Below are 16013 nucleotides of genomic sequence, written 5' to 3'. Positions count from 1 at the left end.
GACGGAATAACCGCGGACGCCCACCCGCAGGCACATCAGATTCAACGTCCGCCTTAGCCGAAATCATGTGATGTTCGGAACCACAGCCGGTGCATCGACCTGCCACAAGGGCTCGTGAATCCGCTCCGTAAAGCGCCAACCGTCTCCGATGCGGAGCGCCTGGTCACGGTAGCGTATCCCGCGGGTGGATATCACGCCCTTTGCAGCAATATGCAGCGACGCCACAGCATGACTTTCGATCTCAGCGATGTCACCTTTTACCCTGCAAGACCAGCTGCCAAGGACGTGCAAGCTGCTGTCGCACCCCTCCAGTGTGCGGCGGATGAAATCGGCTACAACGCCACCGCCGCAGAAGGGTTCGGCTGACATCCCGTATGAACTGACCGAGTCGTCAGTGAAGCAGTCCGAAACGGCAGCCCAATCCCGTGAATCAATGCCTGCGAAATAGCGCTGCAGGAGAAGCATCACAGCGAAGGTTTTATCTGTCATTCGTCTCCCTCGTTTGATCCCGGTGTCGCCCGTGGGCTTACACATTCAAAGGGAGTGCCCCTAGCGGCTTCCTTGCAACATCCTGTGCGTTGGTCATTTGTCTGTCAAGCTAGATCAATTGCCTTCACCGACAATCACCGAACCATCATGATGTGCTCTCAGACGGAGATGTAGGGCGTTCAAGACTCGTCAGCCGATTGAATTCCTCAAGGACGATACCTGATTCGATGAAACCATTCGACGCAACTGCAATGCTTGACAATTGTCGGACAAGCATGAAATCGTATCGATACATACAGGAAGTCGAAGAGGACCCCATGGCAACGACCACCGAAGACCAGCAACTGATGGTCAAGGCAATTGATCAGATCTGCAGGAGCATCGTCACAGACGAGTATTCGGCCGAGATCGATCGTGAAGCGCGCTACCCCGCTGAGGTGATGGACGCACTCGCAGCTCAGGGCTGGGCGGCACTCCCGGTGCCGGCCAGCGCAGGAGGCGGCGGGGCGTCAGCCCGCGATCTCGTAGTGATTCACGATGCACTCGCCCGTCATAATCTGGTGATCGGACAAGCCTTCTTTTCGCTCTGGGTGCTCGGAGCCGAGGCGATCGATCGCATGGGCACCCAAGAGCAGAAGGACGAGTGGCTGCCACGTGCTAGCGAAGGCGCGAACATTGCGTTCGCTTTAACGGAGCCAGGGTCGGGTTCAGACGCGGCAGCCCTCCGCGCTTCCGCCGTTCGCGAGGGCGACGACTTCGTGGTGAATGGGTCGAAGGTCTTCATCACAGGCGCCGCGGTGGCCGACGTGATCATTACCGCGGTGCGTACGTCGACCGACGGTAAGAAGCACGACGGCATCACCCTGCTCCTCATCGATCCAAAGGAGCCGGGCGTAGAAATCCGGAAGCTCTCCAAGATGGGACTGAAGGGGCTGGACCTCTGCGAAGTGTTTTTCGATAGCGCCAGGGTCCCTGTCTCCGCCGTCCTCGGCGAGGTGGACCGCGGATGGTCTGGCGTTACGCCAGGACTGGCAAAGGAGCGAATGCTCCTCGCCGCGCTTGCCGTCGGCGCATTGCGAGACCTCCTAGATCGCTGTCTGGAACATTCGCTGGCACGCACAACTTTCGGTAAGCCGATCGCGAGCCACCAGCTCATCGCTGACAAGCTTGTGACAATGCGGGTCGCGATCGAAGCAGGGGAAGCACTTGCACTACGGGCCGCCGACGCGGTCGATTCCGAGGACCCGGATGCTGCGAGTATCGCTGCCATCGCCAAGCTCTATGCCACCGACGCCTATTGCACAGCGACCCGCGAAGCTGTGCAGATCTTCGGTGGCTACGGCTTTACCGACGAATACCCGGTGTCACGCCACTACCGCGACTGCAAATACTTGGAAATTGGCGGCGGCACCAGCGAAATCCAGAAGATCGTTGTCGCGCGCTCGATGGGGATCCGATTGTGAGCGCCCTTGACGCCTTCCGGCTAGACGGCCGGATCGTGCTCGTCACCGGCGCGTCCGGCGGGCTGGGCGCAGAAGGGGCCTCAGCCCTGGCCGACGCGGGGGCGACCGTGATCATCACAGGACGCCGTGAGCAAAAGTTGGCAGCAGTCGCCGACCGCATCCGTGCCACGGGTGGGTGCGTACACACGCGCGTTCTCGATATGACGGACGCGGACGCCGTACGGTCGGCGTTCGGCGAGCTCGCCGACACTGTCGGCCCGTTCGATGCGCTTATCAACAATGCCGCGCAGGCGCACCAGGCCGCCGTACTCGATGTCACCGATGCGGACTGGGCGCGCATCGTCGATATCAACCTCACCGCCAGCTTCACAGCGGCGCAGGCGTTCCTGCGCAGACGCAACACGACACGGTCTACGTCAATAGTGAACATTTCCTCGCTGGCTGGCGTGATCGGCGTGCGCGGCCAGGCCGCGTATGTGGCGAGTAAGACGGGCGTCGTCGGGCTCACCAAGGCGCTTGCTGTCGAAGTGGCGCGTGAAGATGTGCGGGTGAATGCTTTGGCGCCGGGCTACTTCGCAACCGATATGCCAGGCGAGGTACTCGCCAATGAGGCCGCGACCGCGGCCTTGCTGCGCAAGATCCCACTTGGCAGGGTAGGCCAGCCCGCCGAGATCGGCCCGGCTCTCGTCTTCCTGGCATCCGATGCCTCCCGGTACATGACCGGGGCTGTTCTCAATTTCGATGGAGGGTATACCGCACAATGAGCGAACAGACACGTCCTGTCGCGCTAGTCACTGGCGCCGCGGGAGATATCGGGCAGGCGACCGCGGTCGCCTTCGCTCGACGAGGATACGACGTTGCCGTATTCGACAGGCTCGAAGAGCTCCTGGCCGAGACGGTCTCGCTCTGCGAGGCGGAAGGTGCCAAAGTGCACGCCGCGGCTGTGAACCAGACCGATTTCGAAACCGTGCGTCAGGGCGTCGCCGACGTCGTTACCGCACTCGGACGCATCGATGCACTCTTCGCCAACGCCGGCTACGGCAAGATGGCCGAGCTTGTAAACGAACCGATTAAGGAGTGGCAGCGGCACGTTGACGTCAATCTGAACGGCACCTACTACATCGCACGCGAGGTCGCGAACACCATGATTGCGCGGGGTGGTGGGGGAGCCATCGTGCTCAACGCCTCCTCAGGTGCGTCGCAGTACTCGGACCTCCTTGGGGCCTACTGCATCACAAAGGCCGGAGTGAAGATGCTCTCCGTGGGACTCGCATCCGAGCTTGGCACGCACCGCATTCGTGTCAACTCCATCGAGCCTGGCGTCGTTGAGACGGGCATGACCGCGCCGATGCTCAATGGCGGGAACGGCGAAAGCCACCGCGAGGTGCTCGGCGTTAACACGCCCGTGGGCCGTCTTGGGGCGCCCGAGGACGTCGCCCAGCTGGTTGCGTTCCTAGCCTCGAACGAGAGCGCCGGATTCATCACCGGCGTCAGCGTGCCGATCGACGGCGGACAGGTCATTCACGGCCACCCGCAGTGGTACTCCACCGACTACCGCACTACCGGAGCTCCGAAATGGGAGGTGAAACTGTGAGTGATGTACGTGCATCCCGCATCGTCGAGGTCGAAGAGGCCGCGGCTGCCGTCAAAGACGGCATGACTATCGCCATCGGCGGGTTCATCAACTCGGGTCACCCGATGGCCATCGTGCGACAACTGATCAAGGATGGACGCAAGGACCTTACGGTCGTCGGCGCCGCATCCTCGGGGCTTGAAACCGATCTGCTTATCGCGGCAGGTGTGGCCTCTCACGTGATCTCACCCTATGTGGGCGCCGAGGGCTTCGCAGGCATCGGACCCGCCTTCCGGAAGGCCGGCCAGGACGGGCTGATCGACATTTTCGAGCTTGACGAGGCGCACTTCTACGCAGGGCTGCGTGCCTCCGCGCAGCGGGTGCCATACAACCCGTGGAAGGCTGGCGTTGGCACCGACCTGCCTAAGGTAAACCCCTGGCTGAAGGAGTACAGGGACCCTATAAACGACGAGCTGCTCATCGCGGTTCCTGCGATCAACATCGATGTCGCCTTCCTGCACGCTGCAGTGAGTGACATCTACGGCAACGTGCAGCACAACGGTACCCGGTACGGCGACATCTCGATGTACAACGCTGCTACGAAGACCTATGTCTCTGTCGAGAAGGTCGTGTCTCCCGAGCGCATCAAGGCCGACCCCTTGCGCACCAGCATTCCCGGTGCAACGGGCATCATCCGCGCCCCCTACGGCTCTCACCCGTACTCGGCCGACGGGTACTACGTGCCGGACGCCGAGCACATCAACACCTACCTCGCAGCGGCCACCTCGTGGCTGAAGACCGGCGACCGTGCCGAGCTCGACGCCTATATCGCCGAGTTCATCACGGGCCCGGCAGACCACGCTGACTACCTGGAGCGTATCGGCATCCGCGCGCTGCTCTCCCTGAACGAGTTCTGAGGCCGAGATGAATGAGACTGCATCCCCAAAAGAGGTCATGGCAGCAGCTATTGCCCATGATCTGAAAGACGGACAGTGGGTCGAGGTCGGGGCAAATCTTCCCGTCCCACGTGCGGGCGCTCTGCTCGGACACCTGCACCACGGTCCCAATATGACCGTCATGATTGCTATGACCAAGGCCTACCTACGTGACACCCCGGTAATCGAGGAGTTCGAGTTCATCACCGATGTCGGCGCAATGCAGTGGTCCGAGGCGTATTACCAGCATGACCAGTTGTTGAACAATCAGCGGCACCGCGCGAACGGAGTGTTCTTCTGTGGCGGCATCCAAATCGACCGCTTCGGCAACTCGAACATGATCGGCATCGGCTCCGACTACAAGAACCTGAAGTTCCGCGGTCCCGGTCCGATCGGTACAACCAACGCCACGGCCCAGAACGGCACGTGGCATCTGGTGACCAATTCGCATGACCCCCGCGTCCTCGTCGATCGCGTCGACTATATCTCAGCTCTTGGATACGGTCGCGGTGAGAAAAACTTGCGTGAGGACCTGGGGCTTCCCAATGGCGGTCCCAGCTCGATCATCACCCCGTTGTGCGTGTTCGACTTCGACGAAGAAACGCGCAGTGCCCGCCTGAAGTCGGTTCATCCCGGTGTCTCTGTGGACAAGGTCGTCGAGAGCACGGGGTTCAGCATCATCGTCCCCGAGAACGTGCCAATCACCGCCGGCCCCACAGCCGAAGAGCTGGTGCTGCTACGCACACGCATCGACGCTAAAGGGGCGCTGCGGGGATGAAAATGGACGATCCGTCTTTGCGCACTCTGCCGGCGCTGCTCGCCCGCAACGCCGCGGAGGATCCGGATCGAGTCTTCCTTGCCCATGGGGGCGGGGAATCGACCCGCCGCGAAGTCTGGGAGTGCGCGCAACGTACCGCGTCTGGATTCCTTAGCCTGGGCATCAACCAAGGAGATCGCGTTGCGATCATGCTCGACAACGGGCCGGACTTCATCTCGGCTTGGTTTGGGCTCGCCACGGCGGGGCTTGTGGAGGTGCCACTAAACCCCGAAATGGGCAGCGAACGGCTTCTGCATGCGATGCGCAACTCCCGAGCAGTCGCTGCCGTCGTTGACGTGGACTATATCGCTCAATTCACCCAGTTGCGTGACGAGTTACCCGATCTCACCACGATCGTGATCGTAGGCGGAGACATAGGATCGCCCTTCAAGACAGTGTCGTTGGCAGAGCTGGGCACCAGTCGGATCGGTAAGCTTCCTGAAGTGACCCGCGCGGATCCCGCTGCGATTATGTACACCTCCGGTTCGACCGGGCCTGCCAAGGGGGTCATCCTCCCGCATGGCCAGCACTACATGAACGGCTGGCAGGCCCGCCGCCAGGCCGAGATCAAGTCGGATGACCGGATCTTTGTGGTCCTTCCGCTGCACCACAACCAGGCGCAGGGCTACGGCGTAATGGCCGCGGTGGTCGCTGGTGCCGAGGTCTTCATCGCTCCAGGATTCCGGCGTGCAACTTTCTGGCAGGAAGTGAACGATGCCCACGCGACGGTCTTCGTGTTCGTTGGTGCGCTGCTCGCGCTACTCGGCGCCCAGGAAGGAAACCCGAAGAATACGATCCGTGTGGCATATGGCGCGATGGTACCCAAAGAGCTTTACCTCGAACTCGAGCAGCGCTTCGATATGCGCATCATCGATGGATACGGCTCCACTGAAGGCACGATTCCGGTCTGGGGGGACCTGCGCGGCGAACGGGCCATCGGCTCATCCGGAAAGGTGATTCCGGAGTTCGAAGTAACCATTCGCGACCAAATGGACGACGAGCTGCCCGCTGGGGAAATAGGCGAGATCTGCATTCGATCGTGCGTGCCATTCTCGATGTTCCAAGGCTACTTCGGCAACCCCGAGAAGACCGTTTCAGCCTGCCGGAATCTCTGGTATCACTCCGGTGACCGGGGACGCTTCGACGAAAATGGGAACCTTTGGTTCGAAGGCCGGGTCGATGATGCAATGCGGCGCTTCGGCGAGTTCGTCTCCGCAAAGGAAGTCGAGGAGGCAATCCTCACCCTCGACGCCGTTGAACTGGTGGCATGCTACGGCATTCCTGATCCAGTGGCCGGCCAGGAAGTTATGGTTGCCATCGTCCGCCGAGAAGGCCGCACCCTCGCCGCCGATCAGATAAGGGATCGAGCTGCGGCGATGCTGCCGAAGTTCGCGGTGCCGCGCTACGTCGAGTTCGTCGACGAGCTACCTATGACCCCGACCGGCAAAATCCAAAAGCACAAGCTGCGCACCCGCGGCGTTACAGACCTCACGTCGGATGCACGACGTGAACAGGAAGGAAAATAGCATGGCCTACTTCAGCACCAGCGTCAGCGAGGTGACCGAGGGCATCGTGAACCTCCGCGGGTACTCCCTCGCCGAAATCATGAGGAAGGCAACCTACACCCAAGGCGCCTTCCTCTCGATCACGGGTAGACTGCCCGACGAAGCCGAAACCCGATTGGTCGACGGCGTGCTCAACAGTCTCCTCGACCACGGCTACGTCGCTTCGACCATCACCGCCGCTCGGTACATCGCGTCCGGGAACCCGCAATTCATTCCCGCGGTCGCCGGAGGTATCCTCGCCGCAGGCAGCAACACGCTCTCGCCCGAACACTCTTTTCACCTACTCGATCACACCGACGAACTGCGTGGCGACGGAACGTTCGAGGAAGGCGCCGAACGAGTCGTCGAAGAGTACGTCTCGCAGAAGAAGCGCCTCCCGGGATTTGGACACCCTACGCACAAGACAAGTGACTTCCGTGCCGATATCCTGTTCGATCTCGCGGAAGAACTCGGCCTTGACGGTAACTCAATCAAACAAATCCAAGCGATCAACCGGGCGTTTATTGCCAGGACGGGCAAGACAAACATCCCCATCAACATCGACGGTGCTCTCGCGGCCATCGGCCGCGACTTGGACTGGTCCGCGAACCAGACTGTGGCGTTCGCGGTTCTCTCCGTCCTGCCCGGTCTCATGGCTCACGTAATTGAGGAGATCGAAACCGGGCGGCCGCTGCGCTACATCCAAGACGGCGACTATATCGGTGAGCCCTTGGTGAAGCAGCTCTAACACCCTTACTGACACAAATATCAATAAGAAAACCAATTGTCTGACAATCATCACCGGTGGTTACCACCGTTGCTTGACAAATGAAGGAGAAATCTGAAATGGGACTCAACGACAACACTGTGCACTGGGATCGCGTCGAGAAGGGCGTCGAGCGCGCTGACGGGCGTTTGATCTGGCGGCCCTACGGCTTCCCGGAAATCATCGATCCGTCACGCTCGTATTTCCACGAGGGGGAGATCCAGCCGAAGTGGGACGTTTCCGACAAGATTGTCGTGCAGTCCGCGATTACCGGCGCCTTCTACACTCGGAACGCCAACCCCAACCAGCCCATTACCACTGAAGAGATACTCAAGGACGCCCAGGAATGCGCCCGCGCCGGCGCCAGCGCGATACACCTGCACATGCGCGGCGACAACGGCTACAACACCCTCGATCGCGACCGCTTCAAGGCCGTCGTGAACCCGCTGCGCGAGGAATTTCCTGGCATCTCGGTCGACGGTTGCTACGTTACGGCCCTGCAGGGCGAGTGGGACGAGATGAAAATCGCGATCAAGGAGAACATCCTTGACGGCGTCCCTGTCAACACAGCAGTGCTTTACAACGGCGACGCGCTGTTCGCAAAGCCAGCTCCGCTCATGATCGAGAAAACCCGCCTCATCCTTGAGGCCGGCGCCGCGCCCATCGTTGCGGTGTACACCGACGCAGACGTGAACAACGCAGAGCGATTCCTGTTCCGCTCGGGTCTGCTCGGGCCGGGCCAGGTATGGTGTGTACTGCCTTCCATCCCGGGCGCCAGCCCGATGGAGAACCCGCATCAGATGTTCACCGGGCTGCTCCGTATGGTCGAGCTGGTGCGGGATGTGGACCCCGAGGCAAAGATCTTCGTCTGCGCTGCGGGCCGCGCCTCTGTCTTCCTTGCCACGGCCGCTGCCCTTCTCGGTCTGCACATTCGCGTCGGTATGGAGGACACAGTCTGGAAGTACCCGCATAAAGACGAGAAACTCACCAGCAACCTCGAGGCATTCCTGCAGATCAAGCAGATCGTCGAGGCGCTCGGGCGCCAGGTAGCCACTCCCACTGAGTACCGCGAGATCATGGGTGTGAAGCCGCTCGAACAAGCGACCAGCTAAAGGGAGCGAATCTTTTATGCGAGGCGGACGTCCGGTCGACGACGAGGTGCTCCGGCTTCCTGTCGTCGACCGGGGTGTCGTCGGGACTGCGGACATTGATTTTAACGATCACATGAACGTCAACGTGTATCTGCGTATCCTGACGACCACGACAATTCGTGGGCTCGAGTACTGTGGGCTGGGTTACGACTACGCACCCAGGCATCAGTGCGGGCTGTTCTCTGTCGACCACCATGCGAGATACCTCTCCGAGCTGCGACTCGGGGCCGAGTACACGACGCATGTACGTCTCGTGGAGGCGTCTTCCTGCGGAGTACGGACCGTGGCGATGCTTCGCGATGTGAAAAGACAGCGAATTGCCTGCACTTTGGAAAGTCTGCTTCTCAATGTGGACCATGGCACCAGAAAAGTAACGCCTTTCTCGCCTGGGATCATCGAGAGGCTGAATGAAGCAGCGAGAGCTGCGAGCGAGTTGGAATGGACGACGAAGGGCTGCGATTCCATTGCTGTACCGGGAACACTTATTGCGGTCTGACAATGGCCATCGATGCACAGCAGGGCTGAAGGCCCAAGCCGTGAGTTTGAGAGGTAGATGATGAAGATCTTCGTCCTGGTAAAAGAGGTGCCCGATACCTATGAGGACCGTCGGCTCGACATGGAGACGGGCCTCGCCGATCGTGGGGCAGGCCAGGTAGTGCTCGACGAGATCACGGAGCGGGCACTCGAAGTCGCGCTCAAATATGCAGACGCGAACCCTGACGCAGAGGTTGTGGCGCTGTCGATGGCGCCGGAGTCTGCGACATCATCCATACGCCGGGCACTTGCGATCGGCGCTGGCTCCGCCGTGCACGTCGTCGACGAGGCACTGCACGGTGCGGACTTGGGCCTGACCGCCACGGTCCTGGCGGCGGCGATCCGGCGCGGCGGAGCGGATCTGGTCATTACGGGCAATCTCTCCACGGACGGGGCCGGCGGGGTAATACCCGCAATGCTCGCCGAACACCTAAATTACGCCCAAGCGACCAACCTCAGCGCCGTGCAGATTGCACCCGATGCCGTGACCGCAACTCGTGAAACCGATTACGGATCGCAGCAGGTAACAGCGCCCCTTCCGGCCGTCGTGTCAATCACAGAGGCGCTTCCTGAAGCACGCTTCCCAAACTTCAAAGGCATCATGGCAGCTAAAAAGAAGCCAATTGAGGTGCTCTCCCTCGCGGATCTGGGCGTGACGGCCGACCCGGCCGAGGCGCCCCAGACAATTCTCACCGCCGTATCGGAGAAGCCGCCACGCGCAGGTGGCGTGAAGATCGTGGACGAAGGCGACGCGGCCGTGCAGCTCATCGATTTCCTTGTGAAGAACAGGCTGGTGTAACGATGCCCCACTATGAGAGCCCGATCCTTGTCCTCATCGATGTGACTCCGAGTGGTGCCGCGGCGCCCTCGACCGCCCAGCTGATCGGCGCTGCCGCTCAGCTGGGCACTCCGGTAGCGCTGGTGGCAGCACCGGCGGACAGCGCAAAGGACGCGGTGGATTCCGCGGTCGCCGCAGGAGCGCAGCTCGTTCTCACCACTGACGTCGACGACGGACCCATTGCGGTACCCATCGTGGACGCAATGCAGGCTGCCTACCGCACGGTCCAGCCGGACGCGGTACTAATCTCAAACTCGATCGCCGGGCGTGACGTCGCGGGGCGCCTGGCAGTGCGCGAGCATCTGGCACTTTCAGTGGACGCCGTCGATGTCGCCCGTGACGACGAGGGCATCGTGGCGCACCACTCGGTCTACGGAGGTGCCTACCTTACCCATTCGGCGCCCACCTTTGGAACCCCGGTCATTACAGTCCGCCAGGGCACGATCGACACCCGGGCAAAGTCGGCACCGGAAGCCCGCGTCGAGAAACTTACAGTGGAGCCGTCCGGAGCTGCGGTCGCGGTGGGTACTGTTGTCGAAGCATTACAGATCGCCTCATCCCGCCCCGAGTTGCGCGGCGCCAGGGTTGTCGTTTCCGGCGGTCGCGGGTTGGGGTCCAAGGAAAACTTCTCACTCGTCGAGGACCTCGCGGACGAGCTCAATGCCGCGATTGGCGCCTCCCGTGCCGCCGTTGACGCCGGCTTCATTCCTTTCCCACATCAGGTAGGGCAGACCGGAGTGTCCGTCTCGCCGCAGCTATACGTCGCGATCGGCATCTCGGGGGCCATTCAGCACCGAGCCGGTATGCAGACAGCCAAGACAATCGTTGCGATCAATAAGGATCCCGGATCGCCCATCTTCGACGTGGCGGACTTCGGGATCGTCGGTGACCTGTTCACGGTCGTGCCACAGGTGGTAGACGCGCTGCGAGGGCGGAAGAAATAACGATGACGACGGTACGCAGAGGACTGCCCCGCACCCGCGGTGGCGAAGGCTGGCCACCCGCAGGTATTGAGCCCAAGTTTGCGGAGAAAAGCTACTCCCCGGCCGAAGCCGGCCCAGGATCCAGCATTACCGACAGCTCAGCCCAGACAAGCACGGCTGCGAACACCTGTCCGCCGACGTCGCTTGCAGGACCGTCTCCGACATCCGAGACAACCTCGTTCGACGAGACCAAAACGGTCAGGCCCGTGTTGCGCAAGGGCCTGCCTCGCGTCACCGGCGGGGATCCATGGCCTCCGTCCAGCTCGCGCATAGCATTGGCTTCCCCAGCCGGCATCCATCGCGAGTCGCGCCCAGCGTCCAAAGCCGGTCTAACCGACCATGCCGCGCTCTCTTTCAAACCCGCGCGCCACGTCGAAGCCTCGGTCGTTGACGAACTCGTAAAGGCTACGTCGACGGCATCCGAGCATCAGACGCCCGAAGAGAGCGGTTCCACTCTTCGACGGGGCCTTCCACGCGTCCTCGGGGGAGAGCCCTGGCCTCCTTCAGGAACCGCAACCGTCAGGCAGGTAGACCCACCTCCTGCAGTCTTGGAAGCCACCGAGGACGAAGCGGCGCCGGTTACCGATTCGCCTCTCCCAGCAAGTCACGACGTGGCCGCGTCTCAGACCCTCATGCGAACCAACACGCCGGAAGATGCCCCTACGCACGCCGAGGCGGAACGCAACGCAAAGCGCCGACGGACCCTGGTCCAGTTGCTCGGTGTCATCGCCGCCGGAGTGGTTGCCGTATCAGTGGTTTTCCTCGCCCGAGCCATGCTCAGCATGCCGGCCACACAGGACTTCCTGACACGGTTCCCGGGGGAGTACCAGACTCCTGCGACACCCGGGATAGCGCCGTGGGTAGGGTGGCAGCACTTCTTCAACGTGTTCCTGATGGTCCTGATCATCCGCTCTGGCCTACGCGTGCGCCATGAGAAGCGCCCCGAGGCTTACTGGACTTCGCGGAACGGTAAGACCAAGATCAGCATCGCCCTCTGGTTACATCAGTGCCTCGACATCCTCTGGCTGGCGAACGGTTTGATCTTCGTGGTCTTGTTGTTTCTCACCGGGCACTGGGCCCGGCTCATCCCGACCAGCTGGGACGTCTTTCCGAACGCGCTATCAGCTGCGTTGCAGTACATATCGTTCGAGTGGCCGGTCGAGAACGGATGGAACAACTACAACAGCCTGCAGCAGCTTGCCTACTTCACCACGGTCTTCCTCGCGGCGCCGCTCGCTGCTCTTTCCGGGTTCCGGATGTCGGGATTCTGGCCGAAGCGAGCCCAGCGGCTATCGAAGGCCTACCCCGTCGAGTGGGCGCGGGCTGTCCACTACCCGGTGATGTTGTACTTCGTCGTTTTCATCGTCCTGCACGTCTCCCTCGTAATGCTCACGGGGTTCCTGCGCAACCTCAACCACATGTACGCCGCACAAGATGCCGACGGCTGGCTTGGATTCTGGATCTTCCTTGGATCTGTGCTGGCTATCGCGGCCGGGTGGGTCCTCGCCCGCACTTCATTGCTCTCCCCTCTCGCCGGCATGTTTGGCAAGGTGTCTTCTCGGTGACGTTTGCGCAGAAGACATTTGAGGCCGGAAAAGCCGTGGCCCCCGGAGCAAGGCCCCATCGCGGTAAGCCACTACTGCCCCCGGCGAGGCCGGTGTTTGCTCGGAGGAAGCGTTTCTAGACGAACGTAATGGATCCGGCCTCGGCCAGCCTTCGGGAGGCAGTTACCTGGACTGTAGCCAATTGCAGCCCGAAGATCGATCAGCTCTGTTCCAGATAACCAGATTCAGTAAACAACTCGTCATAGGTTCTTGTTTTGGTCCGATTTGCTCACACTCTGCACGGATTCTACTGCTCCGGATTGCAGTTAACCTGACACCGGACGTCCGATAGTGCGCAAAATTCGGCTCGGCTTGCCTGAGGGCCAGTGCGCGCTTGCGGCCGTCTGAGGCGGATGGCGATAGGTCAAGAAGCCCTAGTCGCGCGGGCAGTCGAGTGCCCGTTCGTACTAGCCCGGTCGGGAACGGGGGACTCATTGTGACCATGGCCCTTTGCGATGGCGTGGTCGCGCAGGTAGTTCAAATGCGCTTGCATCGCCTCTGCAGCAGCCACCGGATCCTGGGCTTGGATGGCCCGATAAAGCCTGATGTGATGCGTGACCGATTCCTTCCCCAGCGCCTCATCGGTGTTTACGAAGGCGAGGGGGCGCGCCGTGCGGTGCAGCGCAGACACAAAGGCGGCAAGCACACGGTTGCCCGACGCACTTGCGATCACACCATGGAATTGTGCATTCAGTTCGGAAATGAGGGGATCATCGTAGGTGGACGCCCGCTCACGGTCGATGATGTCGTGGAGTTCCACGAGATGGTCATCCCGCCGATGTTTTGCCGCAAGACGTGCGCTGGGAACCTCAAGCAGATCCCGAAAATTCGAAACTTCATCCGTGGATACCGACCCGATATCCAAGACGCTAATTAACCGGTCAGAAACTACACGAGCGAATGTATTGTGGTCGACTCTTTGCACAAAGAGGCCACTTGTCATACCAGGTCCCTTGGTCAGTAAACCTGCCTCAACCAAAGATCTCAATGCCTCCCGAATCGTTGCCCGGCTGACGTTGAAAGTTTGAGCCAGAGCATGTTCGGCCGGCAAACGGACTCCGTCTCCCAGCGAACCATCGAGAATGGCTTGCTTGATTTGGCTCTCGACTTGCTGTCGAGGCCGTAGAACAGGCATCGCGGGGAACGGCATCGACACTGTTGGCATATCCGGCATCTTTTCCTCCTGTGCGTACGAGCTCTATTTACCATTGTATGACTAGTGAGCCTTAAGTCAGGGAAGACTACGCAGCCTTAAGTCAGACATGCAGGGCTCTAGCGAAAGCTGCAGCACTTCACGGGCGTACGCATAGGGCGTTGCCTGCCTGTGGGCGACGCGTCGCCCACAGGCAGCAGCGCCAAGATTCCTATCGAACTGGAACCCGTGGTGGGCCAGGCGAAAACCGAGTGGAAGTACGGGATGCCTCAGTACGAAGCAGGGCCGGTCGAGCATCCAGGCCGCGTCGCTCTGAAGATACCCGCGGTGGACGTTTATCGACGAGGGGCGTCTTGCAAGTCCTTAAACCTCCACTCGGTCGGAAACGACGGTCAGGTACTAAGGAGAGTCCGCAGGCAGCCTCACCAGCGAATCACACGGCAGGGCGGCCGTAACGCGCATCAAGTGTTGCACTGGCCGCGCCGAGCGCGCTTCCTCCATAACGAATTCAGTAACAGCGCAGAGCAGAGCATGAGGCACACGACTGCACCGAGTTCGAGCGTCATGCTGATGCTATCTCCTGTTGGTTGGTGGTCAGTTGTGGAGTGCGCCGCGATGATTGCGGCCGATGCTGCTGTGCCAAACGAGCTGCCAACCGTCCTAAGGACTTGGTTGAAGCTGACGGAGCTGCCCAGTTCTTCTGCAGCAACGTTTTGAGCAATCAGGGCGGGCATGGCGGCATAGCTTGCGCCCACCCCCAGTCCGAATACCAACGTGCCCAGCAGAATCTCCCACAAATAGGCATGTGTCAACCACAGCAAAGTACCGGCGACAGCCATGAGGAGTGCCCCAACAGGAAGTAAGGGCGCCAGGCCTGTTCTGAGGGAGATCCGACGCACGATTTCGTTCGCGAGGAAACTTCCCACCGATAGAGGAAGTATGACGAAGCCCGCCCAGAAGACCGGAATTGCAAGGCCGTACCCGGTTGATGCGGGGGCCTGAGCAACTAGGCTCGCCACGGATAGACCGATATACAGGGCGGCGCCCAGTCCAATGGCCGCAACATTGGCTAGAAGGACATCTCCATGGCGCATGGCCCGCAAGTTGATAAGCGGATGCTCGATTTTGAGTTCTAGACGAATCCAAAGACCCAACAGAATGATTGATAGCGACAACGACGCAAGGGTCCAGGCCGACAGCCAGCCCCACTTCGGTCCTTCACTTATGCCCAACAGCAGCAGCCCAAGGCCGCTCCCAAGGGCGCAAGCCCCTAAGAGGTCAAAGGAGAACACGGGAGCCGCTTGGTCCGGCCCTTTGGGGATCTTTCGCCACACGACGAGGACCGCACTGAGAACAAACAGAGCCGCAAACCAGAACGCAAATTGATAGGCCCAGACACCGGCAATGATGCCCGTCAGGGGATACCCAATCCCGATGCCCGAGGCCACTGTGACCGAAAGAGTCGAGATCGATGATTGAACCCGGACCGGCTCAACGTATCTACGCGCGAGGGCGATTGTCACGGGCACAACGCCATAAGTCAGACCTTGCAAGGCGCGGCCTACCAAGAACACCGGGAAGCTAGTTGCTGTCCCGGCGATCACAGAACCAGCGAAAATGACCGCCAGGGAAATCAGAAGCAGATTCTTCTTGTGCGGCCCGTCGCTGAGTCGACCCATCACCGGAGTTGCAAGGGCGCCAACGAGCAGGTTCACCGTAAGCATCCATTGCGCGGTGCCGACGTCCACGCCCATCTGAACGGAAATTGAAGGCACCAGAAGCATGCCAAGGGAACTAACTATCGCCGTCGAAAGGGCCGCATAGATCAACGTTGGAACCAAGCTGAGACGAATAGTGCCCATGGTGGGCTACCTCCCGAATTTTGTCGCACTGATATTGGCGCCGCAACTGTCGCGATCTCCTATTAGCCGTTGTCAAGGAAGCTTCAACAATCATCTCCAAACGCCAGGTGCTGGTCCCCACTCAGTGTCAGCTCGCGACCGAGCCCGATCATACGCAGCCCACTCACCCCCTGATGAACTGGTCCCCGATTGTTGGACTGGCTAATTGGGATTTTAGGCTGCGAGGGTCTGGGTCCGGTATTGGACCGGGCTCTGACCGTCGAGTTTGGTGGAGATCCTTTCGTTGTTGTACCAGTGGATG

General features: G+C 60.7%; 17 protein-coding genes. 12 read left to right on the top strand and 5 right to left on the bottom strand.

The genetic code is table 11. The annotated features are described in order from the left end of the window. Positions 1-63: 63 nt before the first annotated feature. Entirely contained in the window at positions 64-489 is a 426-nt protein-coding gene (locus PJL15_RS15110; RefSeq protein WP_281451966.1) for a nuclear transport factor 2 family protein, read from the bottom strand. A gap of 317 nt (positions 490-806) precedes the next feature. On the opposite strand from PJL15_RS15110, the gene PJL15_RS15105 reads away from it, so the two are divergent. The 11 genes from PJL15_RS15105 (at position 807) to PJL15_RS15055 (ending at position 11054) form a co-directional block, all read left to right on the top strand. Beyond that, complete coding sequence (locus tag PJL15_RS15105; protein WP_281451965.1) at positions 807-1952, top strand: acyl-CoA dehydrogenase family protein; 1146 nt, start codon at positions 807-809, stop codon at positions 1950-1952. Next, on the top strand, positions 1949-2716 hold the full coding sequence (locus PJL15_RS15100; protein WP_281451964.1) for an SDR family NAD(P)-dependent oxidoreductase: 768 nt from the start codon (positions 1949-1951) through the stop codon (positions 2714-2716). The genes PJL15_RS15105 and PJL15_RS15100 overlap by 4 nt, the downstream gene beginning before the upstream one ends. Next, entirely contained in the window at positions 2713-3546 is an 834-nt protein-coding gene (locus PJL15_RS15095; RefSeq protein ID WP_281451963.1) for an SDR family NAD(P)-dependent oxidoreductase, read from the top strand. The genes PJL15_RS15100 and PJL15_RS15095 overlap by 4 nt, the downstream gene beginning before the upstream one ends. Continuing rightward, positions 3543-4442, top strand: coding sequence for a CoA transferase subunit A (locus PJL15_RS15090; RefSeq protein WP_281451962.1), 900 nt, complete (start codon positions 3543-3545; stop codon positions 4440-4442). Before PJL15_RS15095 ends, PJL15_RS15090 begins: the two co-directional genes overlap by 4 nt. A 37-nt stretch (positions 4443-4479) precedes the next feature. Beyond that, complete coding sequence (locus PJL15_RS15085) at positions 4480-5238, top strand: CoA-transferase (protein WP_281451961.1); 759 nt, start codon at positions 4480-4482, stop codon at positions 5236-5238. Next, a complete protein-coding gene (locus PJL15_RS15080) occupies positions 5235-6803 on the top strand; it encodes an AMP-binding protein (RefSeq protein WP_281451960.1) in 1569 nt (522 codons plus the stop codon). Before PJL15_RS15085 ends, PJL15_RS15080 begins: the two co-directional genes overlap by 4 nt. Before the next feature lies 1 nt (position 6804). Continuing rightward, positions 6805-7569: a citrate/2-methylcitrate synthase gene (locus tag PJL15_RS15075; RefSeq protein ID WP_281451959.1), complete on the top strand. Its 765-nt coding sequence runs from the start codon at positions 6805-6807 to the stop codon at positions 7567-7569. Positions 7570-7667: 98 nt separating this feature from the next. Beyond that, positions 7668-8699 carry a 3-keto-5-aminohexanoate cleavage protein gene (locus PJL15_RS15070; RefSeq protein ID WP_281451958.1) on the top strand — a complete coding sequence of 344 codons (1032 nt, stop codon included), beginning with the start codon at positions 7668-7670 and terminating at the stop codon, positions 8697-8699. Positions 8700-8715: 16 nt separating this feature from the next. After that, positions 8716-9234: a thioesterase family protein gene (locus PJL15_RS15065; RefSeq protein WP_281451957.1), complete on the top strand. Its 519-nt coding sequence runs from the start codon at positions 8716-8718 to the stop codon at positions 9232-9234. Positions 9235-9294: 60 nt separating this feature from the next. Beyond that, positions 9295-10071, top strand: coding sequence for an electron transfer flavoprotein subunit beta/FixA family protein (locus PJL15_RS15060; RefSeq protein ID WP_281452033.1), 777 nt, complete (start codon positions 9295-9297; stop codon positions 10069-10071). Positions 10072-10073: 2 nt separating this feature from the next. Continuing rightward, entirely contained in the window at positions 10074-11054 is a 981-nt protein-coding gene (locus PJL15_RS15055; protein ID WP_281451956.1) for an electron transfer flavoprotein subunit alpha/FixB family protein, read from the top strand. 91 nt (positions 11055-11145) lie between these two features. Here the strand turns inward: PJL15_RS15055 and PJL15_RS15050 are convergent, their stop codons facing one another. Next, positions 11146-11364 carry a hypothetical protein gene (locus PJL15_RS15050; protein ID WP_281451955.1) on the bottom strand — a complete coding sequence of 73 codons (219 nt, stop codon included), beginning with the start codon at positions 11362-11364 and terminating at the stop codon, positions 11146-11148. Positions 11365-11704: 340 nt separating this feature from the next. Here PJL15_RS15050 and PJL15_RS15045 point away from each other — a divergent pair, with 340 nt between their 5' ends. Further along, complete coding sequence (locus tag PJL15_RS15045) at positions 11705-12658, top strand: cytochrome b/b6 domain-containing protein (protein WP_281451954.1); 954 nt, start codon at positions 11705-11707, stop codon at positions 12656-12658. Positions 12659-13061: 403 nt separating this feature from the next. Here the strand turns inward: PJL15_RS15045 and PJL15_RS15040 are convergent, their stop codons facing one another. From PJL15_RS15040 to PJL15_RS15030, 3 genes are all read right to left on the bottom strand, one after another. After that, positions 13062-13871, bottom strand: coding sequence for a FadR/GntR family transcriptional regulator (locus PJL15_RS15040; RefSeq protein ID WP_281451953.1), 810 nt, complete (start codon positions 13869-13871; stop codon positions 13062-13064). A gap of 440 nt (positions 13872-14311) precedes the next feature. Then, positions 14312-15712: an MFS transporter gene (locus PJL15_RS15035; protein ID WP_281451952.1), complete on the bottom strand. Its 1401-nt coding sequence runs from the start codon at positions 15710-15712 to the stop codon at positions 14312-14314. A 213-nt stretch (positions 15713-15925) separates the two neighbouring features. Continuing rightward, a partial coding sequence (locus tag PJL15_RS15030) for an IS3 family transposase (protein WP_281451190.1) occupies positions 15926-16013 on the bottom strand: 88 nt, incomplete at its 5' end.

It is taken from the genome of Paenarthrobacter nitroguajacolicus, assembly GCF_029952445.1.
GTDB lineage: Bacteria > Actinomycetota > Actinomycetes > Actinomycetales > Micrococcaceae > Arthrobacter > Arthrobacter nitroguajacolicus_B.
This window is presented reverse-complemented; position numbering and strand designations above follow the sequence as displayed.

What these genes read in the sequence shown, in the direction of transcription:
- PJL15_RS15110 (WP_281451966.1), bottom strand. Translation starts at nt 489, where the DNA reads ATGACAGATAAAACCTTCGCTGTGATGCTTCTCCTGCAGCGCTATTTC.
- PJL15_RS15105 (WP_281451965.1), top strand. Translation starts at nt 807, where the DNA reads ATGGCAACGACCACCGAAGACCAGCAACTGATGGTCAAGGCAATTGAT.
- PJL15_RS15095 (WP_281451963.1), top strand. Translation starts at nt 2,713, where the DNA reads ATGAGCGAACAGACACGTCCTGTCGCGCTAGTCACTGGCGCCGCGGGA.
- PJL15_RS15085 (WP_281451961.1), top strand. Translation starts at nt 4,480, where the DNA reads ATGGCAGCAGCTATTGCCCATGATCTGAAAGACGGACAGTGGGTCGAG.
- PJL15_RS15080 (WP_281451960.1), top strand. Translation starts at nt 5,235, where the DNA reads ATGAAAATGGACGATCCGTCTTTGCGCACTCTGCCGGCGCTGCTCGCC.
- PJL15_RS15075 (WP_281451959.1), top strand. Translation starts at nt 6,805, where the DNA reads ATGGCCTACTTCAGCACCAGCGTCAGCGAGGTGACCGAGGGCATCGTG.
- PJL15_RS15070 (WP_281451958.1), top strand. Translation starts at nt 7,668, where the DNA reads ATGGGACTCAACGACAACACTGTGCACTGGGATCGCGTCGAGAAGGGC.
- PJL15_RS15065 (WP_281451957.1), top strand. Translation starts at nt 8,716, where the DNA reads ATGCGAGGCGGACGTCCGGTCGACGACGAGGTGCTCCGGCTTCCTGTC.
- PJL15_RS15060 (WP_281452033.1), top strand. Translation starts at nt 9,295, where the DNA reads ATGAAGATCTTCGTCCTGGTAAAAGAGGTGCCCGATACCTATGAGGAC.
- PJL15_RS15055 (WP_281451956.1), top strand. Translation starts at nt 10,074, where the DNA reads ATGCCCCACTATGAGAGCCCGATCCTTGTCCTCATCGATGTGACTCCG.
- PJL15_RS15050 (WP_281451955.1), bottom strand. Translation starts at nt 11,364, where the DNA reads ATGCGCGAGCTGGACGGAGGCCATGGATCCCCGCCGGTGACGCGAGGC.
- PJL15_RS15040 (WP_281451953.1), bottom strand. Translation starts at nt 13,871, where the DNA reads ATGCCGGATATGCCAACAGTGTCGATGCCGTTCCCCGCGATGCCTGTT.
- PJL15_RS15035 (WP_281451952.1), bottom strand. Translation starts at nt 15,712, where the DNA reads ATGGGCACTATTCGTCTCAGCTTGGTTCCAACGTTGATCTATGCGGCC.